Below are 16833 nucleotides of genomic sequence, written 5' to 3'. Positions count from 1 at the left end.
TTACTGACAAACGATAAAAACTTTACTATGCTTAAGCTTTTCTAATGTGTAATGCAATGCAACTTCCCCCATTAAAAAGTTTAATGTACTTTAAATATGCCGCAGAGTTAGGTAGCTTTAAAGAAGCAGCAGATCGCTTGTATGTAACACAAGCGGCGATCAGCCAGCAGATCCGCAGCTTGGAAACGCATTTAGCATGTCAATTGTTTGAACGCCAGACAAGAAAAGTAACACTGACACACAAAGGTAAAATGTTGTACCCACATATTTTACAAGCGTTTGAACATTTAAATACAGGTTTAAAAGCGATAGAAGAAGATCCTTCACCCTCGATTTTAAATATATCGGTACTTCCCTCATTTGCAACGTGTTGGCTACTGCCAAGAGTGAGCAGTTTTCAGCAGCAGCACCCAGAAATAAAAATTCGTATAGATCCCAGTGATAGTTTGGTGGACTTTGATTCTGGTGATGCCGACTTAGGGATCAGGTTTGGCAAGGGACATTATCCTGACTTACACAGTGAGCAACTGGCCTGTGATGATATGTTATTGGCTTACAAACCCGGGTTGATCAATATTGATAAACCTTTAAAAGCACAGATCAAGCGTCACAATTTAATCATGGATATTTGCCCTGATGCTGAGCGGGCTTGGCAAATACTGTTTCGGGAAATTGAATTAGAGCAAGACTTTGATTCTCATTTTTTGGAAATAGATAATGCGGCACTCGTGATGCAGGCCACACTTGCAGGGCAGGGCGTTGGTATGCTACGTCGTCAGTTGATCCAACCGCAATTGGCGTTAGGGCAGCTTGAGGTGCTGCCCAGCTTTAAAGTTTCGTGTGAGTATCAATACTATTTAGCAGGGCCTGCTGGACACTTTAACTGGCACAAAGTGAAAGTGTTTCAGCAATGGCTACGGGACCAGTTTACAGATCTATAAACTGTTGACTTATCGTGTGTTGTTGCAATGAAATAGGCCCGATTGGCACTGTGAGGCGCAATCGTTTTATTGATTGAACACGGGTCTACTTTTACGACTGTTTAGCCAAGTCTTACCGAGCCAAAAGCACATGATGAGCAATATAAGGGGCTCAGGTATATGCATTAGAAACGTTTGTGTGATCATATCGGGCAGTGCCTGTGCACCTTGTCCGAAAAATGACCCTATGGCAATGTATAGCGCGAAACTCATGCGCCAAATATGTCTGGTCATGCGTTGGGTGTTCGAAATCCCTTTGTTGATAACAAGCTTTGTATCACCGATGAGTGCGACCAATGACAGTAATGCAAAAAAGAAGTAAGGTTCATGACTGAATCCATCAACATGGCCGCTGGGGCTCGTGAGTGCGTTATAGCCAAAATAGGCGCTCGCAACACATAAACCTGCACTGGCAAATGGCAGCATATAATCCAATGATTTGATTGCATGCGGGGGAGACTTAACAATGAGAAAAGCACTCAGTACTAAATGTAGTGTAAATAGCCCGGCAATTAGGGTGATCATCATTGGCTTTATATAGGCAATATAACCGCCAGTTAATGCCATGAGGGTCATTGATACAACGAAAATTTTGCCCGCGTTACGGTGCGGCTTTTTGCCTTTTTTAAGTGCCAATGCAGCGACACCAGAAAGTACGGCGATACTGCCTGTGATAATATGAATTAGCATCATAGGTGACATGTCCATACGAGTCTCTTTTATTTGTAGTTGGTTTTATGAGACACCTTATGTTGATTGTTTATTGATGTCGTCCAGCACAATTGGCGAAGACATAAAAGTCAGTGTAGTATTACGTTTTAATACTCAAAATGCACTTTAATTCATTGAAAAATATACTAAGAAAAATTTATGAGCCCAGAAATAATACTTGGATTAATTACATTTGGTATCGCCATTTTTGTCGTCTCTTTGTTGGCAACACGGATAAAAGGCAGAGCATATGTTGTGCCTTTTATGGTGTTTTTGATGGTGCAAGGTGTGGTCGGCCTTGAGCCATTAGTGTTTGCGCATTTTGCGCAATTAGAACTTTATTATATTGCACTCAGTGGCGTTCTTTGGATGTTAATTATGCCGTGTATTTGGCTGTACATTGAAGGACTCACAGCAACTTATCGTTGGCAGCTCAAAAGAGCGCATTTATTACACGCTGTGCTGGCGCTGTTTGGTGTAATCGTTGGGGTTGTGGTGTTATGCCTTCCTAGTGAGTCTCAATTTAAGATATTTTACGCCGATGATGCACAGTTAAAAGCTGGCGTTGAACAGTTCAGCGCAATACTCGTCGCGTCGTTGTTCTTATTGTGGCTAGTGCAAAGCAGCCTCTATATTTATAAGATATTCAAGCAATTAAAATGCTACAGAGCAGGCTTAAGGCAAGTATTTACCAATGAAACCCATAAATCTTTGTATTGGATTAATGTCACTTTGTGCTTACTTATTGGTAGTTGGGTGTGGTTACTTATGGTGTTGTTCTCGAATTTCAACGAGAAAATACGCTTTGTGAGTGACGTTATTCCACTGGTATTGAACTTAGTTGTTGTGTGGTTTTTTTCTATACAGGCATTGCGCCAGCGCCCAGCCTTTGAAACGGTGTATCAAAAATTGGCTGAGGAGCCTATTGATTTGGCACGCAGCAAAATTAAGTATCAGCGGTCTGCGTTAGGTGATGCACAGTCGCAGCGAATTGCCGACAAGTTAAATAATGCGTTAGTTAGCGACGCGTTATATTTAAACAATGAACTCACTTTATACAAGTTGTCGATACACTTGAATATTCCCGCACACTACATTTCTCAAACGTTAAATCAGACCATGAAGACGTCATTTTTTGAATGGGTAAATCGTTCACGAATTGAAGCCGCACAGGTTAAGCTTAGTAACACAAATGATAGTGTATTAGATATTGCAATGGCGGTGGGGTTTAACTCGCGGTCTGCTTTTTATAGCGCATTTAAACAGCAGGTTGGGTCTACACCGAGTGCATATAGAAAACGAGAAAATAAGTGATGGTTTGATGCATCACCTATTTGATACGTTATATATGCGCCGCTAGAATTGATAACTCAATGCTAATTTGTAATTGCGGCCGAGTTCACTTGGGTCGGTGGCACTGCTTGCTGGTGCGCGTAAATAACGTTTGTTCGTTATGTTGTCGACACTAACACGTATATTTAGCCCTGAAAGTTGACCGTTTCCTTGATAATGGCCATTGAAATTGTAAACAGTGGCGGTGCTTGTACCATAACCGCGTTGTAAATATTGCTCACTGAGCCTTTGTTGTGAACGATAATGACGTATTTGAAAGCCAACATTCAGTGACTGGCTGAGTTGATAATGACTGTTAAACGTCAGTTTATCAGCGGGGGCTTCTGAATAGGGTTGTTTTGTATAGTCTACATTACCTAAGAAAAAGTTTGGCACACCCATAACATCCATATTCATTTTAGAATATGCCAAGTATATGCTGGTATTAAGATACTGATAATGGGATTCAACTTCGAAGCCTTCACTGTCTAATCGGCCAATATTTTTAGCACTGTAGTCTCTATGTGTAGCAACCGGTATGCCATTGGTGGGCTTTGGGCCTGGAGAGCCAAAGTGTTTATTGCCCGCGTTATCAAGATAATACATGAAAGGGATATTATCGATGTAATCGTCAATTGTGTTGTTAAAGTAAATGGCTTTTATATGGAACGTGTCAGCGTAGCGTTGGTTTTCGATACTGAATCCAAATCCTCCTTCATAGTTTGTAGATTTTTCAGCTTTTAAATTCGGTTGTGGTTCACTGAAGCAAATCTTACCGCCGATATGACAGCGCCACTGATCTTTTTTATACAATTCTTGCAATGACGGAGCTCTAAATGCTTGGGCAGTTTTTAGATAAAAATTTACATGGCGGGTGGCTTTATAGGTTAGGCCAAGTTCACTAGACGTTGCATCATCACTATTACCTCCAAAGGGTTTGAATGTGTTTGTACGGCGCTGGTATTCGTCATATCTAAGGCCCGCGGTGACTAATAATTTACGGTTAAAAAACTGGCTCTGATCAATAATTGAAATAGACAATGAATCAGCATTACTCTCACCATAGTAGCTGGTACGTATCTGTTCCTCAAACTGATGCTGATCAAAAGACTCATGCTCATAATTAAGCTCAACAGCTAGTTTGTGGCTAACAAAGCCGTCAAATTGAGATAGGTTAGCAAGTCGCACACCGTGACGTTTGCTTTGGCCATAGCTTTGTTTATCATAACTGACTTTTTTATCGCCTCTTGGGATATATCCTTTGGTAATTTTGTCGTAGGTTTTTTTTGCGTAAAATGCTTGAATATCTAAGTCAATCAATGCGCTGACTGGTTGGTAACTATAATTGACCATACCTTCGAGGTAATCGTTTTTATAATCTTCCATTAAAGTCGGGTACTTTATACCTAAGCTTAGTCGTTGGTCATACGGTTGATCGACCGATTTTGTTTTGCTGTAATCAATTTTGCTTTTTAAATAATGTTGAGAGTGAAAGTACCATGTATTTTTTAATGCGACGTTACTGCGCTCGGATTGATTTATAATTTTGTCTGTTTGTGCGACGACTTCTTTGTGGTTTTGTGCACCAACAACGTCAATATCATCATACTCCACGTGGCTCATGGTCATAATAGTATCGGTTGTATCCGTGAGCTGAAATACGTTGATGGACCTGTTCATTGAATCCGAAACCGATTCGTTTTGAACTGAGAACTGAGCACCTATCCCTGTGTTGTCTAAGTAGTCTTCTGCGTCTTTTGTCACCATTCTAATGCTACCGCCGATAGCACCTGAACCAACGGTTAATGAGTCTGCGCCTCGCAGCACTTGAATTTGTTTTAATTGACTCGGATCGACGCCTAAACTGCCAATGGTAGAAATGTTTTGGCTACCATCAGAGTCTGTTTTACGTTTTATGCTATCGACAGATACATGGATACGTTCGCCGTATAATCCTCTGATACTGGGTTGCGCTGACAGTGGCGTGACACTCCCAGAAATATCAACTCCAGGCAGTGCTTTTAATATTTGTGTGAGATCAGCAGATTGACCTCGCTTTATATCATCTGAAGACAGCGCGGAGACTGATGCGGCGACATCATGATTGGGCGCTGTGATTTTATGGCCAAGCACTTCAATGTGTTCATCGGCAGAGGTTTTTTTTAGTTGAGCGTGTGCTTGAGTGTGGATAGCTGCGCTAATACAAAGACAAATGGCAGAGTACTTCATGGTATTAATCCTTAATGGTAATAGTTCTCATTTCGTATTGCGGGGCGCATATTACGCTTTAAAATAGCTAAATACAATAACTAATTACTTTTGGTTATAACAAAGCGCTAAACTTGAACAAAATGGGTTTTTTTCTGGCATGTTCTTTGATATGTTCACGGAGTAGTTGTATTCGTTTGAGTTTTTAAAGGGACATTATAAGGAGTCGAAAATGAGGCAAGTGCTGTCCATACTATTGTTATGTGGCGGGTCATTGACTGCAAATGCAGAAGAGTTTGCAGGGGGGGCTGATATGAGTAAATTAGTGGCTGCTAAGGAGGTTTTGCGTGATATTTCATCGTACCGTAATAAACCCGTTACTTTAAAAGGTATTGTGACCAAAGTATGTAAAAAGAAAGGCTGTTGGATGGCACTTAAAGTCACTGACAATGATGAGATAACCGTGAAAGTGAAAGACGGTGTTATGGTTTTTCCACTGTCAGCTGTAGGACACAGTGCATTCGCAACAGGTGAAATTGTGACGCGGGTTATGGATTTGGAAAAAACACGAAAATATTTGGCACATAAAGCACTAGAAAATGCAGAACCATTTAACCCGAATGAGGTTACCACGCCGATGTCGGTCCATATATTAAAGCCTTCATCGGTCACTATTTCGCAATAGTGCTGGTAATTGTTCAGCCAGTTAAGCGCGCAGGCACTAAACTTGCTTCTAAATTTGCTTAAATGAGTTGTGCTTGAGAACATATGACTCAAGATATTATTGGAGTAGCAAAGATGCGTTGGCCTGAAGTTTTTATGGCATTGATTTTATTACTTTTAATTGGTTGCAAACATGATGTTGAAATAAGTGATGGGGTTGTTCATACGTTTTCGACAGAATCAATTTCACAGGGGCAATTTTCTGACGACGGTAAACTATTGCTAGGAGTCACCGGTACAGGATCTGTCATGCTCTGGCGGGTTGACTCGCAACAAGTGGAATTTAAAATCCCAGATGACAAAGTGTTAAAGCCAGTCAAACATGTCGTTTTATCAAAAGATAAATCGCTGATTTTAGTGGCCAATGATAATACTGTCGGCCTGTGGTCTGTTCCAGCTAAAGCAATGATAAGTAAAGTAAAGTTTTCAGGAGTGTCAGCGCGCGCAACGATCACTGCCATGGCATTATCACCACATAAAGACCGGCTGCTTGTGGGCATGGCTGATGGGTCACTGAATATGGCTGATATAAACACGCGATTGAATAATCGTTTTAAGCCACATAGCCAACCCATACGGCATTTAAAATTTGATACTCAAGGCGCGCTTTTTCTCTCTGGTGGGCTAGATGGTAAAATTGGGTTATGGCAATTTGGTTCTTCGTCAGCGCTATTTGAGCAAGAGTTTGCACACCGCATTACTAGTTTAGCGACCACACGTGATTTCTCTCGGTTTTTTGTTTCAGATGGGTTAAGTGCACAACATATTAAACAATTAACTTCGGGCGCAGAGCAGGCTAAGCTAAATTATAGTGCACGGTTTAAAATATTTAGGCAATCAACATTCGTTGAGAATGGGGCGCTATTGGCGACATCTTCTTCTAAATCACATCTGTCTTTATGGCACACAGAAACTGGAGAGGAGCTAGGGACATGGACTATTCAGACCAAAAATAAGGGGGCGAGCATTGTTGCAATGCATGCCGATGATCATGGTAATTTGTTCACGTTTAATTCTGATGCGGTACTTGAACGGTGGAATTTGGATTTAATAAAGGCGCTATAGCGTGAATTACTTCATCGGCAGTTTATTGTTACTTTGTACTTTACTTGGTTGTTCAGACCCGTTTGTTGCACAAGCTCAAAAGCGTTATGTGCTGAGTGAAGAACGTGTACTTGACGGTAAATTATCACACGATGGTGAATGGGCTGCATTAGTGATGGAAGGGCCAAGTGTTAATATATGGGATGTGCGTTCTAAAAAGGGGGTATTTTCTTTGGCAAAAGAGGCATTGCCCACCACCATAAGAACGTTTTTATTCAATAAGCAACACCGTTTGATTATTGTTGCGGGGAGTAACGTACTACAATTGTGGGATATAAATACGGGTAACCTTGAAGGGACCCTCAATGTATCTGGTTTTGATGAATTAGCAAGAATTACAACTTTGCAATTGTCATTAGATGCTAGGTTAGTGGGAATAGGCATGACGGATGGTTCGGTTACGCTTTTTAATCGCGAAAACAAGCAAACTCGTAGAATAGTCCCTCACACAAGCAATGTAACTCATATTCATTTTTTACCTGATAGTATTGGCGTATTAAGTGCTGCTCATGATGGCTATGTTAAAGCATGGACAATGGATGAGGGGAATACGTTATACTCAGTCAGGTACCCTTCACGAATTAGTACGCTTTCGGTGGCACGTACAGGTAATGAAATGTTTGTGTCAGATAGTCTGAAAACTCAGCAAGTGTTAAATGTTAGTAATGGGAAATTGAGCAAGCAGTTAGATTATATGTCTCGGTTTAAATGGTTTCGACACGCATTGTTTCTTTCCGGTTCACCCTATCTTTTAACATCGTCGCCAAAATCAGAGTTAACTGTGTGGCATATGTCTTCTGGTAAAGAGGTATTAAGTTGGCATATAGAGGCTGAATCAATGGGCACAACCTTGTTTGATATGATTGAATTAAGCAGTGGTAGATTGGTGACTCTCAATAGTGAAGCCGTTGTAGAACATTGGCATACCGATGAGTTACTTTTTTTAGGAACGCAATAATAGCGAATAGGCTATTACAATGTATACTGTGTCAAAAAGATAGACACGCAGCCTCGGGTTGCAGTCATCATGTGCGGGTTTTAAATGGATGATAAAATGCGGTTAATACTGAAATGTTTGCTGGTCGTTGCTTCGTTGCTTAGCTTGAACGTACTGAGTTATGAGCCACAATTGACTGTGGAGCAGTGTGCACGATTTAATCAAGAAGCCGCGAATATTCAGTTATTAATTAAAACGGCATCAGGGGTACAACATCGTCAGTTATCCAATCGAGCGGGGCGTTTAAAAGAACGCATAGAGGTATTCTGCCAAAACCCCACCGAACTTGAATCACAAATTGTTGTTGCTTTAAAAGTACCAGTAGAGTTGGCAATTTCGGGGCAAGCACAAACCGAGAATAATGCCCACTCTCAGTTATCAAGTTATCGTGATCAACGAAAACAACAAGCATGGCAACGTTTTTATCAACGACCACCGCACTGCGATTCCTATAAAAATAATATGGCGGAGTTAGTCCGATGTAGTGATGAGCAAGCAGCACAAAAATTACTTTTTGAACGACAGTGGGCAATACGTCACCCTGTGAAAACCGCTTTTACGACAGAACCAAAACATGCGGAACAAGAGCAAAAGATTAATGATGTCATTAATACCCACACTAAAGTAGTGAAAGCCTCAAAGCCTAAAGTGGACCTTCGGGATCCGAGCTTATACGTCTCATCAGTCTCTAAAGTTGAAGATATATCTTCAGGGTTTATACCGTTATGGCAGTATATTGGGGAGTATGTTATCGCGGTTATATTATTGCTGGTATTTTTGTTTGTTATAAAGTCGACGAGCCCTTATATCACCAGAATGGCCAAACGACACTTTAGTAATCACTACCTAAAATCGACATTAAGAAAAGGGCTTCTAAAAACGCATTACAGTTTGCATCATAATCTGATGTTGCCAACCTCAAGTGGCAACATCAAACTAGATCAAGTCATTACTTCTAAACACGGGGTGTTTTTAATTGTTAGCCAATCTCAACTGGGTGATGTTTATGCAGACAGGCATTCAGAAACATGGATAGAGAGAAATAAAAAACATGAAGCGCATTTCACCAACCCGTTAAGATGTTTGGATCAACGTTTAAGTTTGTTGAGAGAGCTGATAGGTCTTGACGATGAAGTGATAGGCTTAATTGTTTTTAATCAGGAGGTGACATTTAAAACCCCAACGCCTGCAGAAGTATGTTTATTGGCTCAATTGATTAATCGTATTGACTGTTACCAAAGTAACGTGTTGGATGTTGCGAAGGTGGAAAAAATAAACCGCTTATTGATTGCGTATTCAGCAAGTAACACAGGAACTGTTGACAAAAAGCCAGGTGATAAATCGAAACCACTTACCACCGAGCCATTAAGTAACTCCGCCGAGTAGCATAAAACCTCATCTTACAATTTACTGAGGGGTATTTATATACATCTCAACATAAATACATATGAGATTGATAATTAATATTATTTAAAATAATATATTGTGATAATTGCAATGTATTGGTTGAACGTGTTTATGACTAAAAGGCAGCTATATAAGCTTCATAGTTGGGTTGGTTTGTTGTGTTTACTGCCATTTTTATTGATTTGCTTGACGGGCAGTCTTTTGGTTTTTAAAACAGAGATTGATCGTATTTTACTGCCAGAAGAAACGGTTGTTTTTGCTTCAGAAGAGCGCATGTTAGAAGATGACTTGCTTATCGCTGTGCGTCAACAATTGCCAGAGTATGAGTTGGGAAGCTGGGAATTGCTCGGTAATAATGGCGAGGCAGATCGAATATATTTAATTAAAAAAGGCACAAATATTTGGTTTAAAGCCCATTTGAACCCCTACACTGGCAAGGTTCTAAGTACACCAGAGCATTTACATCACTACTTGACCGACTGGTTAGTAGAGTTACATTACACATTATTACTCAATGATATTAATGGACTTGATGAACACCTAGGGACTGCATTCACCAGTATTTTTGCGCTGTTTCTAATTTTTTTAGGCATCTCAGGTTTAGTCATTTATCGGCAGTTTTGGAAAAGAGTACTGACACTGCGCTGGGATCAGCGTTTGTTGGTTGTATTAAGCGATATTCATAAAATGGTTGGCACATTATCGTCACCAGTATTGCTCATTTTAGGTGTGACGGGTGGTTACTACAACATCTCTATTTATATTCATGAATGGCAAGAGCATCAACAGCGGCCAGAACATCATATTATGCAAAAGCGTCTCTATGTTGATGATGTTAGCATCACAGATATGGTTGTCACAGCACCGGACTATGTAGCTGGCTTCAAGACTACCTACATTTTATTTCCAACAGAACCAAATCAAAATATTACCTTATTTGGACAAGTTCCGGCATCTAACCCGTTACTGAGTGACTATGGCAGTATGGTGACGTTTGATAGCCAAACAGGGCAATACCTAAGCCGCTATGACATTCGTGAGCAGGGTTTTGTCACTGTGATGATTGATACATTTCGTAAACTACACTTTGGTAATTTCGCGGGGTTGGCCAGTAAAATTATATACAGTATTGTTGGATTGGCACCAATTCTCTTGGGTATTACGGGGTTATATTTATGGTACTCCCGCCGACGCAAACGCATAAAACAACGGACTAAAACCAAGCTTGCTTCACTCTATTCATAGGGCTGATGTGCAAATAAGAGTTGAGGTGGCGTTTTTGTTATAGGTATACGAATTTAAGACGATGTTATTGATGTTTCTAGAATGTGTAGAAGGTAATTATTTATTCCAAAAGGGATTTATATCTCGATATACAATAACAAAGTAAACATTTATAAAACACAAATGATAGTTGTTATCATTTGTGTTTGTTGCTAATATGCGCCTCCTATTTTTGAGGTAACCACCTCTTGTTGCAGTATTTTTAGGAGTTTGTATGCAACCTTCACGTTTTGGTTTTGGTGTGAGTTCACTGGCTATATCTGTTCAGTTAGCTTTATTTGGCAGTGTCGCTGTTTCTGCAAACGTTATTGCACAAGAGGAGAGGGCCAACGAACAAAGTGTTGAACGTATCAGTGTATACGGCCGTCATAATCAGCTTATTTTAGACTCTGGCACCGCCACAAAATCAAATATGGCTTTGATGCAAACACCAGCAGCGGTTGTTGTGGTAGATAAAGCACTATTGTTAGATCAAGCCGCGCTCACTTTGCAAGACGCAGTACGCAATGTGAGTGGTTTATCACAAGCAGGTAACAACTATGGCGTAGGTGACAACCTGATATTACGTGGACTCGGGGTGAGTTATACGTATGACGGCATGTACGGGGGCGCAGACTTAGGTAATAGTTTTAATCCAACGCGCACGTTGAGTAATGTTGAAAGCATCGAAGTCTTAAAAGGGCCGGCTACTGGATTGTATGGTATTGGTGCCGCGGGTGGCGTAATAAACCTTGTTGAAAAAAAGCCCTTGGATATAGAGCAGTATGAAATTAAAGCGACGGCAGGTGCTTGGAATACATACGGTGTTATGATTGACGCAAGTAATGTGCTCTCTGAAGAATGGGCTTACCGTTTCGTTGCTAATCATGACAGTACGGATGGTTTTAGAAGTTTAGGGTCCGAACGTAACGAGGTATATGCGTCATTGAGTTTTGAGCCGAATGATAATCACCGTTTATTACTGTCGGCTGCATACATAGATGATGAAGTACAAATTGACTCAGTGGGTGATCCGGTAAGAATTTTAAATTGGGATAGCATTGCAGGTAACCCTGGTGTTGTTACGGCAGATATGCTGCCCAATGACACCAATGCAGATGGTGATGATAAGCTGGGCATTGAGTTAACACAGGCACAACGTACTGAACTTGCGAATTCAATTTCAGCGTCTGATGGGTTACATCCTTTTGATTTAGGGTCTGGTAACTTAATTTCACCTTTGTCAAAACCAAACCAAGGTGAAGAAAAACGCGTGAAACTTCGTCATGATTGGTACTTTGACAATTCGTCAAGCTTTACACAACAACTATTATATCGAGAATACGACTCTAACTTTATTCGTCAGACCGGTGCGTACAATTATGTGTATTGGGAACGTAATGGTGAAATTAATGCTGACCCGCGCGCGCCATTATTACTCGATGACACGGTTTATCCTTACTCAGCACGACGCCAAGAATACAGAAAGCAAATCGCCAGCGAGAAAACATGGCAATATTTTGCTGACTTAAAATTGAGTTGGAGTGTCGGTTCTGTGGTTGGCGAACACTTAATCAGTGCAAACTATGAAAGCCGCGATATGGCTTATAAAAGCTGGTCAATATATGATGCAGATGGCGCGGGTGAAGGTAAAAATGCATTGCCTTACATTTTAGATATTCGCAATCCGAATTGGCCAACGGGTGCATTTGAAGATTATAGCCCTACGTTACGAAGCAATTATGACAAAAAACTCACAGCGTATGGGATCAGCGCTCAGGAAGTTTTGTACATTACTGATGAATTAACGGTTCGCTTAGGCGCAGCCCATACAAAGGTAGAGCAAAAATATCAACATAAAGGGACTGACCGCACTCCAGGGATCAGTGATGAAATTGATACCAGTGATAGTGGTTTTACCTTTAATGCAGGTGCCAATTACCAGTTTACTGAGCAGTTTGCCGCATTTATTAACGTTGCGAAAGGTCGTACCGCCTATAGTGTATTGGGCAGTTTGATTGATACCAGCACGCCCAGATATGAAAATGAAGAGAATCGACCAGATTCAGAGTCTGAATCAATCGATTTAGGTGTGCGCTTTACTGCATTAGATGAAGACTTGATTGGATCGGTGGTGTGGTTTGATACGCGTCGTACGAACCTTCGTTATAACAACGAGCAATTTAACGATAATCCAGATGATGCAGAGTATAATATTGATGTGCCGCAGTACTTTTATGATGATGAAAACAAATCAGACGGGGTCGAAGTAGACATCAATTTGGCGATTAATGATGTATTGAGTATGAATGCGAATGCCACTTGGCAAGATGCGGTTGAGATTCGAAGCAACAAAGCATCAGGTCAAAGAAAAGGGATCCCAGAGAAGTTAGGGAGCATATGGCTGAATTATGATTTAGCATTAGCGCAATTAAACGCACCCTTAAAGGTCAGTTTAGGAGCGAGCTATATTGGTGAGCGTACGATTAACGCCGCTAATTTTGGATTACCAACATCGACCATTGGTAGCTATACGCGTTGGGATGCAGCGGTTGCATATCATACTGAAACATACTCACTTAGGTTAAATTTAGAAAATTTAACGGATGAAAAATATTATGCTAAAGCACTCTTTTTAGGTGGTTTACCAGGAAATGAACGAAACGTTAAATTAACAGCAAGCTATACATTTTAAATTGTAGAGATAAACAAATAGCGAACAATGTGGTTAATTGATAAAGCCCTGATAGTGATATCAGGGCTTTATGTTATTTGACTAGGCAATTAATATTGGTCAGTAAGTCCACGGGGGCGGTGTCTTTTAAGTCATTTAGATATTCTTCAAATGGTGGGAAGTCAATTAGCTCTAGGCCACTTTGCGGCAGCCATTGTCCAAAAAGCCAATCATACGGTTTTTCCAGCTCTGCATAGTCACCTCTAAATAATACACTCACACAGTTGCCAGCGGGCACCGTTACAACTTTTAATTGTGGATCTAGTTGCTCTGCTTCATCAGGTGCAATACTGATACAGGCAAGTGATTTGAGCTGTGATAGCTCAACAGATTTTGGATCATCGTAGTATAAACCAAAAAACCGTGTTGCTTCATTGATGAGGTTATGGGCTCCGGCTATGACGGTCAATTTTTCAAACGCTTGGCCAATTTTCATATAATCACCATGGTGTTCAAGACCTATGAGCATGATTTCTGGCGTGGTGTGCTGCTGTATATTAAACATAAACGGATACTCTTTCTTTGATAAAGGATAAAACGCACAGTGGTCAACCAAGGGTGTACTTCGTAACTTTCTATACACGTCAGGTGTTTGACCATAGTGTTTGCTAAAAGCGCGGTTAAAGGCGGCAACACTGCCGTATTGTACTTTTGCGGCAATTTCAGCTTGACTCATATCACTGCGTAGTAACATTACAGAAGCTTTTTGTAGGCGCATTCTCCTAACGGTTACATTAATAGGTTCACCCGCAAACTCACGGTAAATACGATGAAAATGATAGGCCGACATACATGCTCTATCTGCCAATGTGTTCACATCAAGATCCTTATTTATGTTGTCATACATATAATCAATCACGCTCAGAAGTCGTTGTTGATAATGGTTACGTGTGATGGCTTTCATGTCATGCTCCGTAATATCGTATTGCGAGTAAATCTATATAAATGTACTTGCTTATGCAATGGTGGTTACTTTATGCGATATTGAATTGATAATGTTTGCTTTCTTTCAACATGGTTCTTTTGTATTGCCATTTGAAATTGATTTGTAAACATGGGGGATCTGGCATAAAGTTAATTGAGCTGAATGCAATAGTCCTAACATGTTCATGCTGTGTTGCTGTCGTTCACTGTAGCCAGGCTAATTATATGAGAAGTGTATTTCAACAATCACGATTAAGCGTGTGTCATACCCTGTTGTATGTCATAGTTTTTTTTATGTGTTTGCATGTTAATGCAGGTCAACCAAAGTACGATTTAACGCAAGGTGGGGCAGGAATAAGTCGAAGTTTTTCATATGTTGAAACCTCAGATGTGGCGACGTTTGATTATGTATCTACCGCGAAAGAGCTAAAATGGCAACCACACCATAAAGATAATCTGAATTTGGGAATTACGCAGGGAACATACTGGTTTAGACACACTTTCTCTATTCACGGTAATACACCGCAGGATGTCATTTTTGAAGTAAGTTATCCTTTACTAGATGATTTACAGTTATTTATTGAACATGATGGAAAGATATCCTCTTATCAGTTGGGGGATCGGCAACCCTTCTCAAATCGTCCGATAAAACATCGATTTTTCTTGATCCCTTTTGTTATTCGCCCACATGAAAACGTTCAGTTATACGCTCGCTTGAAAACATCCAGTGTGATGATATTACCGGTAAAGCTGTGGAAGTCGTCTGATTTTACACAAAGAAACCAGATAAACACGCTCATATTAGGGGCCTACTTTGGATTGATGACTTTGTTGTTCGTCTATGTTTTTTCTTGTGCGGTGATCACACGCAAGCACGTTTATGGATATTATCTTGGTTATATTTTAAGTATGACATTGTTGCTGTGTAACTTATCGGGCTTAAGTTTTCAGTATTTTTGGCCTAATAGTATTTGGTGGAATGGACAGTCGAGTATTTTTATTCTGTATATTATAGTTCTTTTTGGCATTTTATTTAGTCGTAATTTACTTGTTATAGAGCACGCTTACCCTAAGTTTAATCGGTTTTTACAGTACCTCATTGTTGGCGTTGGAATGGTGGCGATTGCGTCATTGGCACTACCATATAAACTCATGTTAGCACCAACCATTTATTTTAGCATGGCATGTTGTGTACTTGGGCTCGTTATTGGCTATCTGAGAGTTAAAGATGGCTTAGAGGTGGCTAAGTTTTATAGTATCGCTTGGGGAGGGGCGTTTTTTGGTGGGTTAGTGCTGGTGGCTACCAAAATAAGTTTAGTGCCTTTCAATTGGTTTACAGAGCATGCACTGATGTTTGGAATAAGTTTTGAGATACTGTGTTTGTCGTTTGCAATCGCCAAAAGTTTGCAAATCGAGCGAAAAGAGAAAATTGCCTTGAAAGACTCGCTAATGACACATATGGCCAATGCAAAAGACACCTTAGAGCAGCAAGTTTTACAGCGTACTGCAGAACTTGAAAAGGCAAACATACAATTAATGCAGTCCTCTATAACAGATGCCTTAACCGGAGTTGCCAATCGCCGACGGTTAGATGAGTTTTTAGATGTTGAATATGCACGCGCGGTTCGGTTTAACTATCCGATATGCTTGTTAATGATAGATGTTGATTATTTTAAGCGCGTAAATGATCAATATGGGCATCAAGTTGGCGATACATGCTTGAAGCTGATTGCAGAGCGTATTTCCAATGAAATAACTCGAGTCGGCGACTTAGTCGCCCGTTACGGTGGTGAGGAGTTCTGTATTGTTTTACCTTATACCCATGAATTAGATGGTGCAAATATAGCGCAAAGAATTAGAGAAAGTATTGCTGCTCAGCCCATAATGAGCAGCGCAGGCCCCATTGAATTAACAATCAGTATTGGAGTGGCAGGCCATCATCCAGACTGCAATATGCCGCTTACGCAACTTGAACTGGCTGATAAGGCATTATATACCGCAAAGAGAAACGGGCGAAACCAAGTTGTGATGGCCAGTGAGATGCATGAAATTAAGCTGAGGTAAATGGCGACTTTCATTGGTATGAATTGAGTGGCTACGTTTGATTAATGGAGTATTGGGGTTTGACCGTTAATGTTTGCTTAGTGCTAGAAACGGTTCATCAGCATAACTCGTTTCTGCCCCAAAACGTGTTTAGACGAATGCCTCAAAATAGCGAGCTTTGGACATTAGAATACTACTTTTCAGTGAAGATTTTATGTCCAGTTTTAATGAGTTGCTCCTATAGTCAGGAAAACGACCCAATCGCTCGTTTTTATCCTGAGATAAAAGCGATAACTCCTAAATTTTAATAACACTGGCAATTAGTTAACAAGTTTGTTAAAAATGATCTAATAAGAAAAACGAGCTACGCTGTGGTAGAAAAACGCGCGATTAGCTCGCTATAAACA

General features: G+C 40.4%; 12 protein-coding genes. 9 read left to right on the top strand and 3 right to left on the bottom strand.

The genetic code is table 11. From position 1 onward, the window contains the following. Nucleotides 1–56 precede the first annotated feature (56 nt). On the top strand, nucleotides 57–941 hold the full coding sequence (locus J8L98_RS23385) for a LysR substrate-binding domain-containing protein (RefSeq protein ID WP_210998462.1): 885 nt from the start codon (nucleotides 57–59) through the stop codon (nucleotides 939–941). A 66-nt stretch (nucleotides 942–1007) separates the two neighbouring features. Here the strand turns inward: J8L98_RS23385 and J8L98_RS23380 are convergent, their stop codons facing one another. Further along, a complete protein-coding gene (locus tag J8L98_RS23380) occupies nucleotides 1008–1688 on the bottom strand; it encodes a DUF2306 domain-containing protein (RefSeq protein WP_210998461.1) in 681 nt (226 codons plus the stop codon). 162 nt (nucleotides 1689–1850) lie between these two features. Here J8L98_RS23380 and J8L98_RS23375 point away from each other — a divergent pair, with 162 nt between their 5' ends. Then, a complete protein-coding gene (locus J8L98_RS23375; RefSeq protein ID WP_210998460.1) occupies nucleotides 1851–3005 on the top strand; it encodes an AraC family transcriptional regulator in 1155 nt (384 codons plus the stop codon). A 42-nt stretch (nucleotides 3006–3047) separates the two neighbouring features. On the opposite strand, the gene J8L98_RS23370 is transcribed toward J8L98_RS23375, so the two are convergent. Continuing rightward, nucleotides 3048–5252: a TonB-dependent receptor gene (locus tag J8L98_RS23370; protein ID WP_210998459.1), complete on the bottom strand. Its 2205-nt coding sequence runs from the start codon at nucleotides 5250–5252 to the stop codon at nucleotides 3048–3050. A gap of 211 nt (nucleotides 5253–5463) precedes the next feature. On the opposite strand from J8L98_RS23370, the gene J8L98_RS23365 reads away from it, so the two are divergent. The 6 genes from J8L98_RS23365 to J8L98_RS23340 all read left to right on the top strand — a co-directional run bounded on the left by J8L98_RS23365 (nucleotide 5464) and on the right by J8L98_RS23340 (nucleotide 13420). Then, nucleotides 5464–5916: a DUF4920 domain-containing protein gene (locus J8L98_RS23365; RefSeq protein WP_210998458.1), complete on the top strand. Its 453-nt coding sequence runs from the start codon at nucleotides 5464–5466 to the stop codon at nucleotides 5914–5916. Nucleotides 5917–5999: 83 nt separating this feature from the next. Continuing rightward, on the top strand, nucleotides 6000–7019 hold the full coding sequence (locus J8L98_RS23360; protein WP_210998457.1) for a WD40 repeat domain-containing protein: 1020 nt from the start codon (nucleotides 6000–6002) through the stop codon (nucleotides 7017–7019). 1 nt (nucleotide 7020) lies between these two features. Further along, nucleotides 7021–8016 (top strand): hypothetical protein, encoded by a 996-nt coding sequence (locus J8L98_RS23355; protein ID WP_210998456.1) that lies wholly within the window; start codon nucleotides 7021–7023, stop codon nucleotides 8014–8016. Between the two features lie 96 nt (nucleotides 8017–8112). After that, entirely contained in the window at nucleotides 8113–9441 is a 1329-nt protein-coding gene (locus J8L98_RS23350) for an NERD domain-containing protein (RefSeq protein WP_210998455.1), read from the top strand. Between the two features lie 111 nt (nucleotides 9442–9552). Continuing rightward, entirely contained in the window at nucleotides 9553–10707 is a 1155-nt protein-coding gene (locus J8L98_RS23345) for a PepSY-associated TM helix domain-containing protein (RefSeq protein WP_247682676.1), read from the top strand. Nucleotides 10708–10960: 253 nt separating this feature from the next. Beyond that, nucleotides 10961–13420, top strand: coding sequence for a TonB-dependent receptor (locus tag J8L98_RS23340; RefSeq protein ID WP_210998453.1), 2460 nt, complete (start codon nucleotides 10961–10963; stop codon nucleotides 13418–13420). Nucleotides 13421–13493: 73 nt separating this feature from the next. Here J8L98_RS23340 and J8L98_RS23335 read toward each other — a convergent pair whose 3' ends face one another. Then, entirely contained in the window at nucleotides 13494–14363 is an 870-nt protein-coding gene (locus J8L98_RS23335; RefSeq protein WP_210998452.1) for an AraC family transcriptional regulator, read from the bottom strand. Nucleotides 14364–14608: 245 nt separating this feature from the next. On the opposite strand from J8L98_RS23335, the gene J8L98_RS23330 reads away from it, so the two are divergent. Further along, nucleotides 14609–16447: a diguanylate cyclase gene (locus tag J8L98_RS23330; RefSeq protein WP_210998451.1), complete on the top strand. Its 1839-nt coding sequence runs from the start codon at nucleotides 14609–14611 to the stop codon at nucleotides 16445–16447. Nucleotides 16448–16833 lie beyond the last annotated feature (386 nt).

It is taken from the genome of Pseudoalteromonas sp. MMG013, from assembly GCF_018100885.1.
Lineage (GTDB): Bacteria > Pseudomonadota > Gammaproteobacteria > Enterobacterales > Alteromonadaceae > Pseudoalteromonas > Pseudoalteromonas aurantia.
The sequence above is the reverse complement of the archived record's forward strand: the minus strand, read 5'-3'. Positions and strand labels throughout refer to the sequence as shown.

Coding starts and splice junctions, on each gene's coding strand:
- J8L98_RS23385 (WP_210998462.1), top strand. CDS start 57: ATGCAACTTCCCCCATTAAAAAGTTTAATGTACTTTAAATATGCCGCA.
- J8L98_RS23380 (WP_210998461.1), bottom strand. CDS start 1,688: ATGGACATGTCACCTATGATGCTAATTCATATTATCACAGGCAGTATC.
- J8L98_RS23375 (WP_210998460.1), top strand. CDS start 1,851: ATGAGCCCAGAAATAATACTTGGATTAATTACATTTGGTATCGCCATT.
- J8L98_RS23370 (WP_210998459.1), bottom strand. CDS start 5,252: ATGAAGTACTCTGCCATTTGTCTTTGTATTAGCGCAGCTATCCACACT.
- J8L98_RS23365 (WP_210998458.1), top strand. CDS start 5,464: ATGAGGCAAGTGCTGTCCATACTATTGTTATGTGGCGGGTCATTGACT.
- J8L98_RS23360 (WP_210998457.1), top strand. CDS start 6,000: ATGACTCAAGATATTATTGGAGTAGCAAAGATGCGTTGGCCTGAAGTT.
- J8L98_RS23350 (WP_210998455.1), top strand. CDS start 8,113: ATGCGGTTAATACTGAAATGTTTGCTGGTCGTTGCTTCGTTGCTTAGC.
- J8L98_RS23345 (WP_247682676.1), top strand. CDS start 9,553: ATGTATTGGTTGAACGTGTTTATGACTAAAAGGCAGCTATATAAGCTT.
- J8L98_RS23340 (WP_210998453.1), top strand. CDS start 10,961: ATGCAACCTTCACGTTTTGGTTTTGGTGTGAGTTCACTGGCTATATCT.
- J8L98_RS23335 (WP_210998452.1), bottom strand. CDS start 14,363: ATGAAAGCCATCACACGTAACCATTATCAACAACGACTTCTGAGCGTG.
- J8L98_RS23330 (WP_210998451.1), top strand. CDS start 14,609: ATGAGAAGTGTATTTCAACAATCACGATTAAGCGTGTGTCATACCCTG.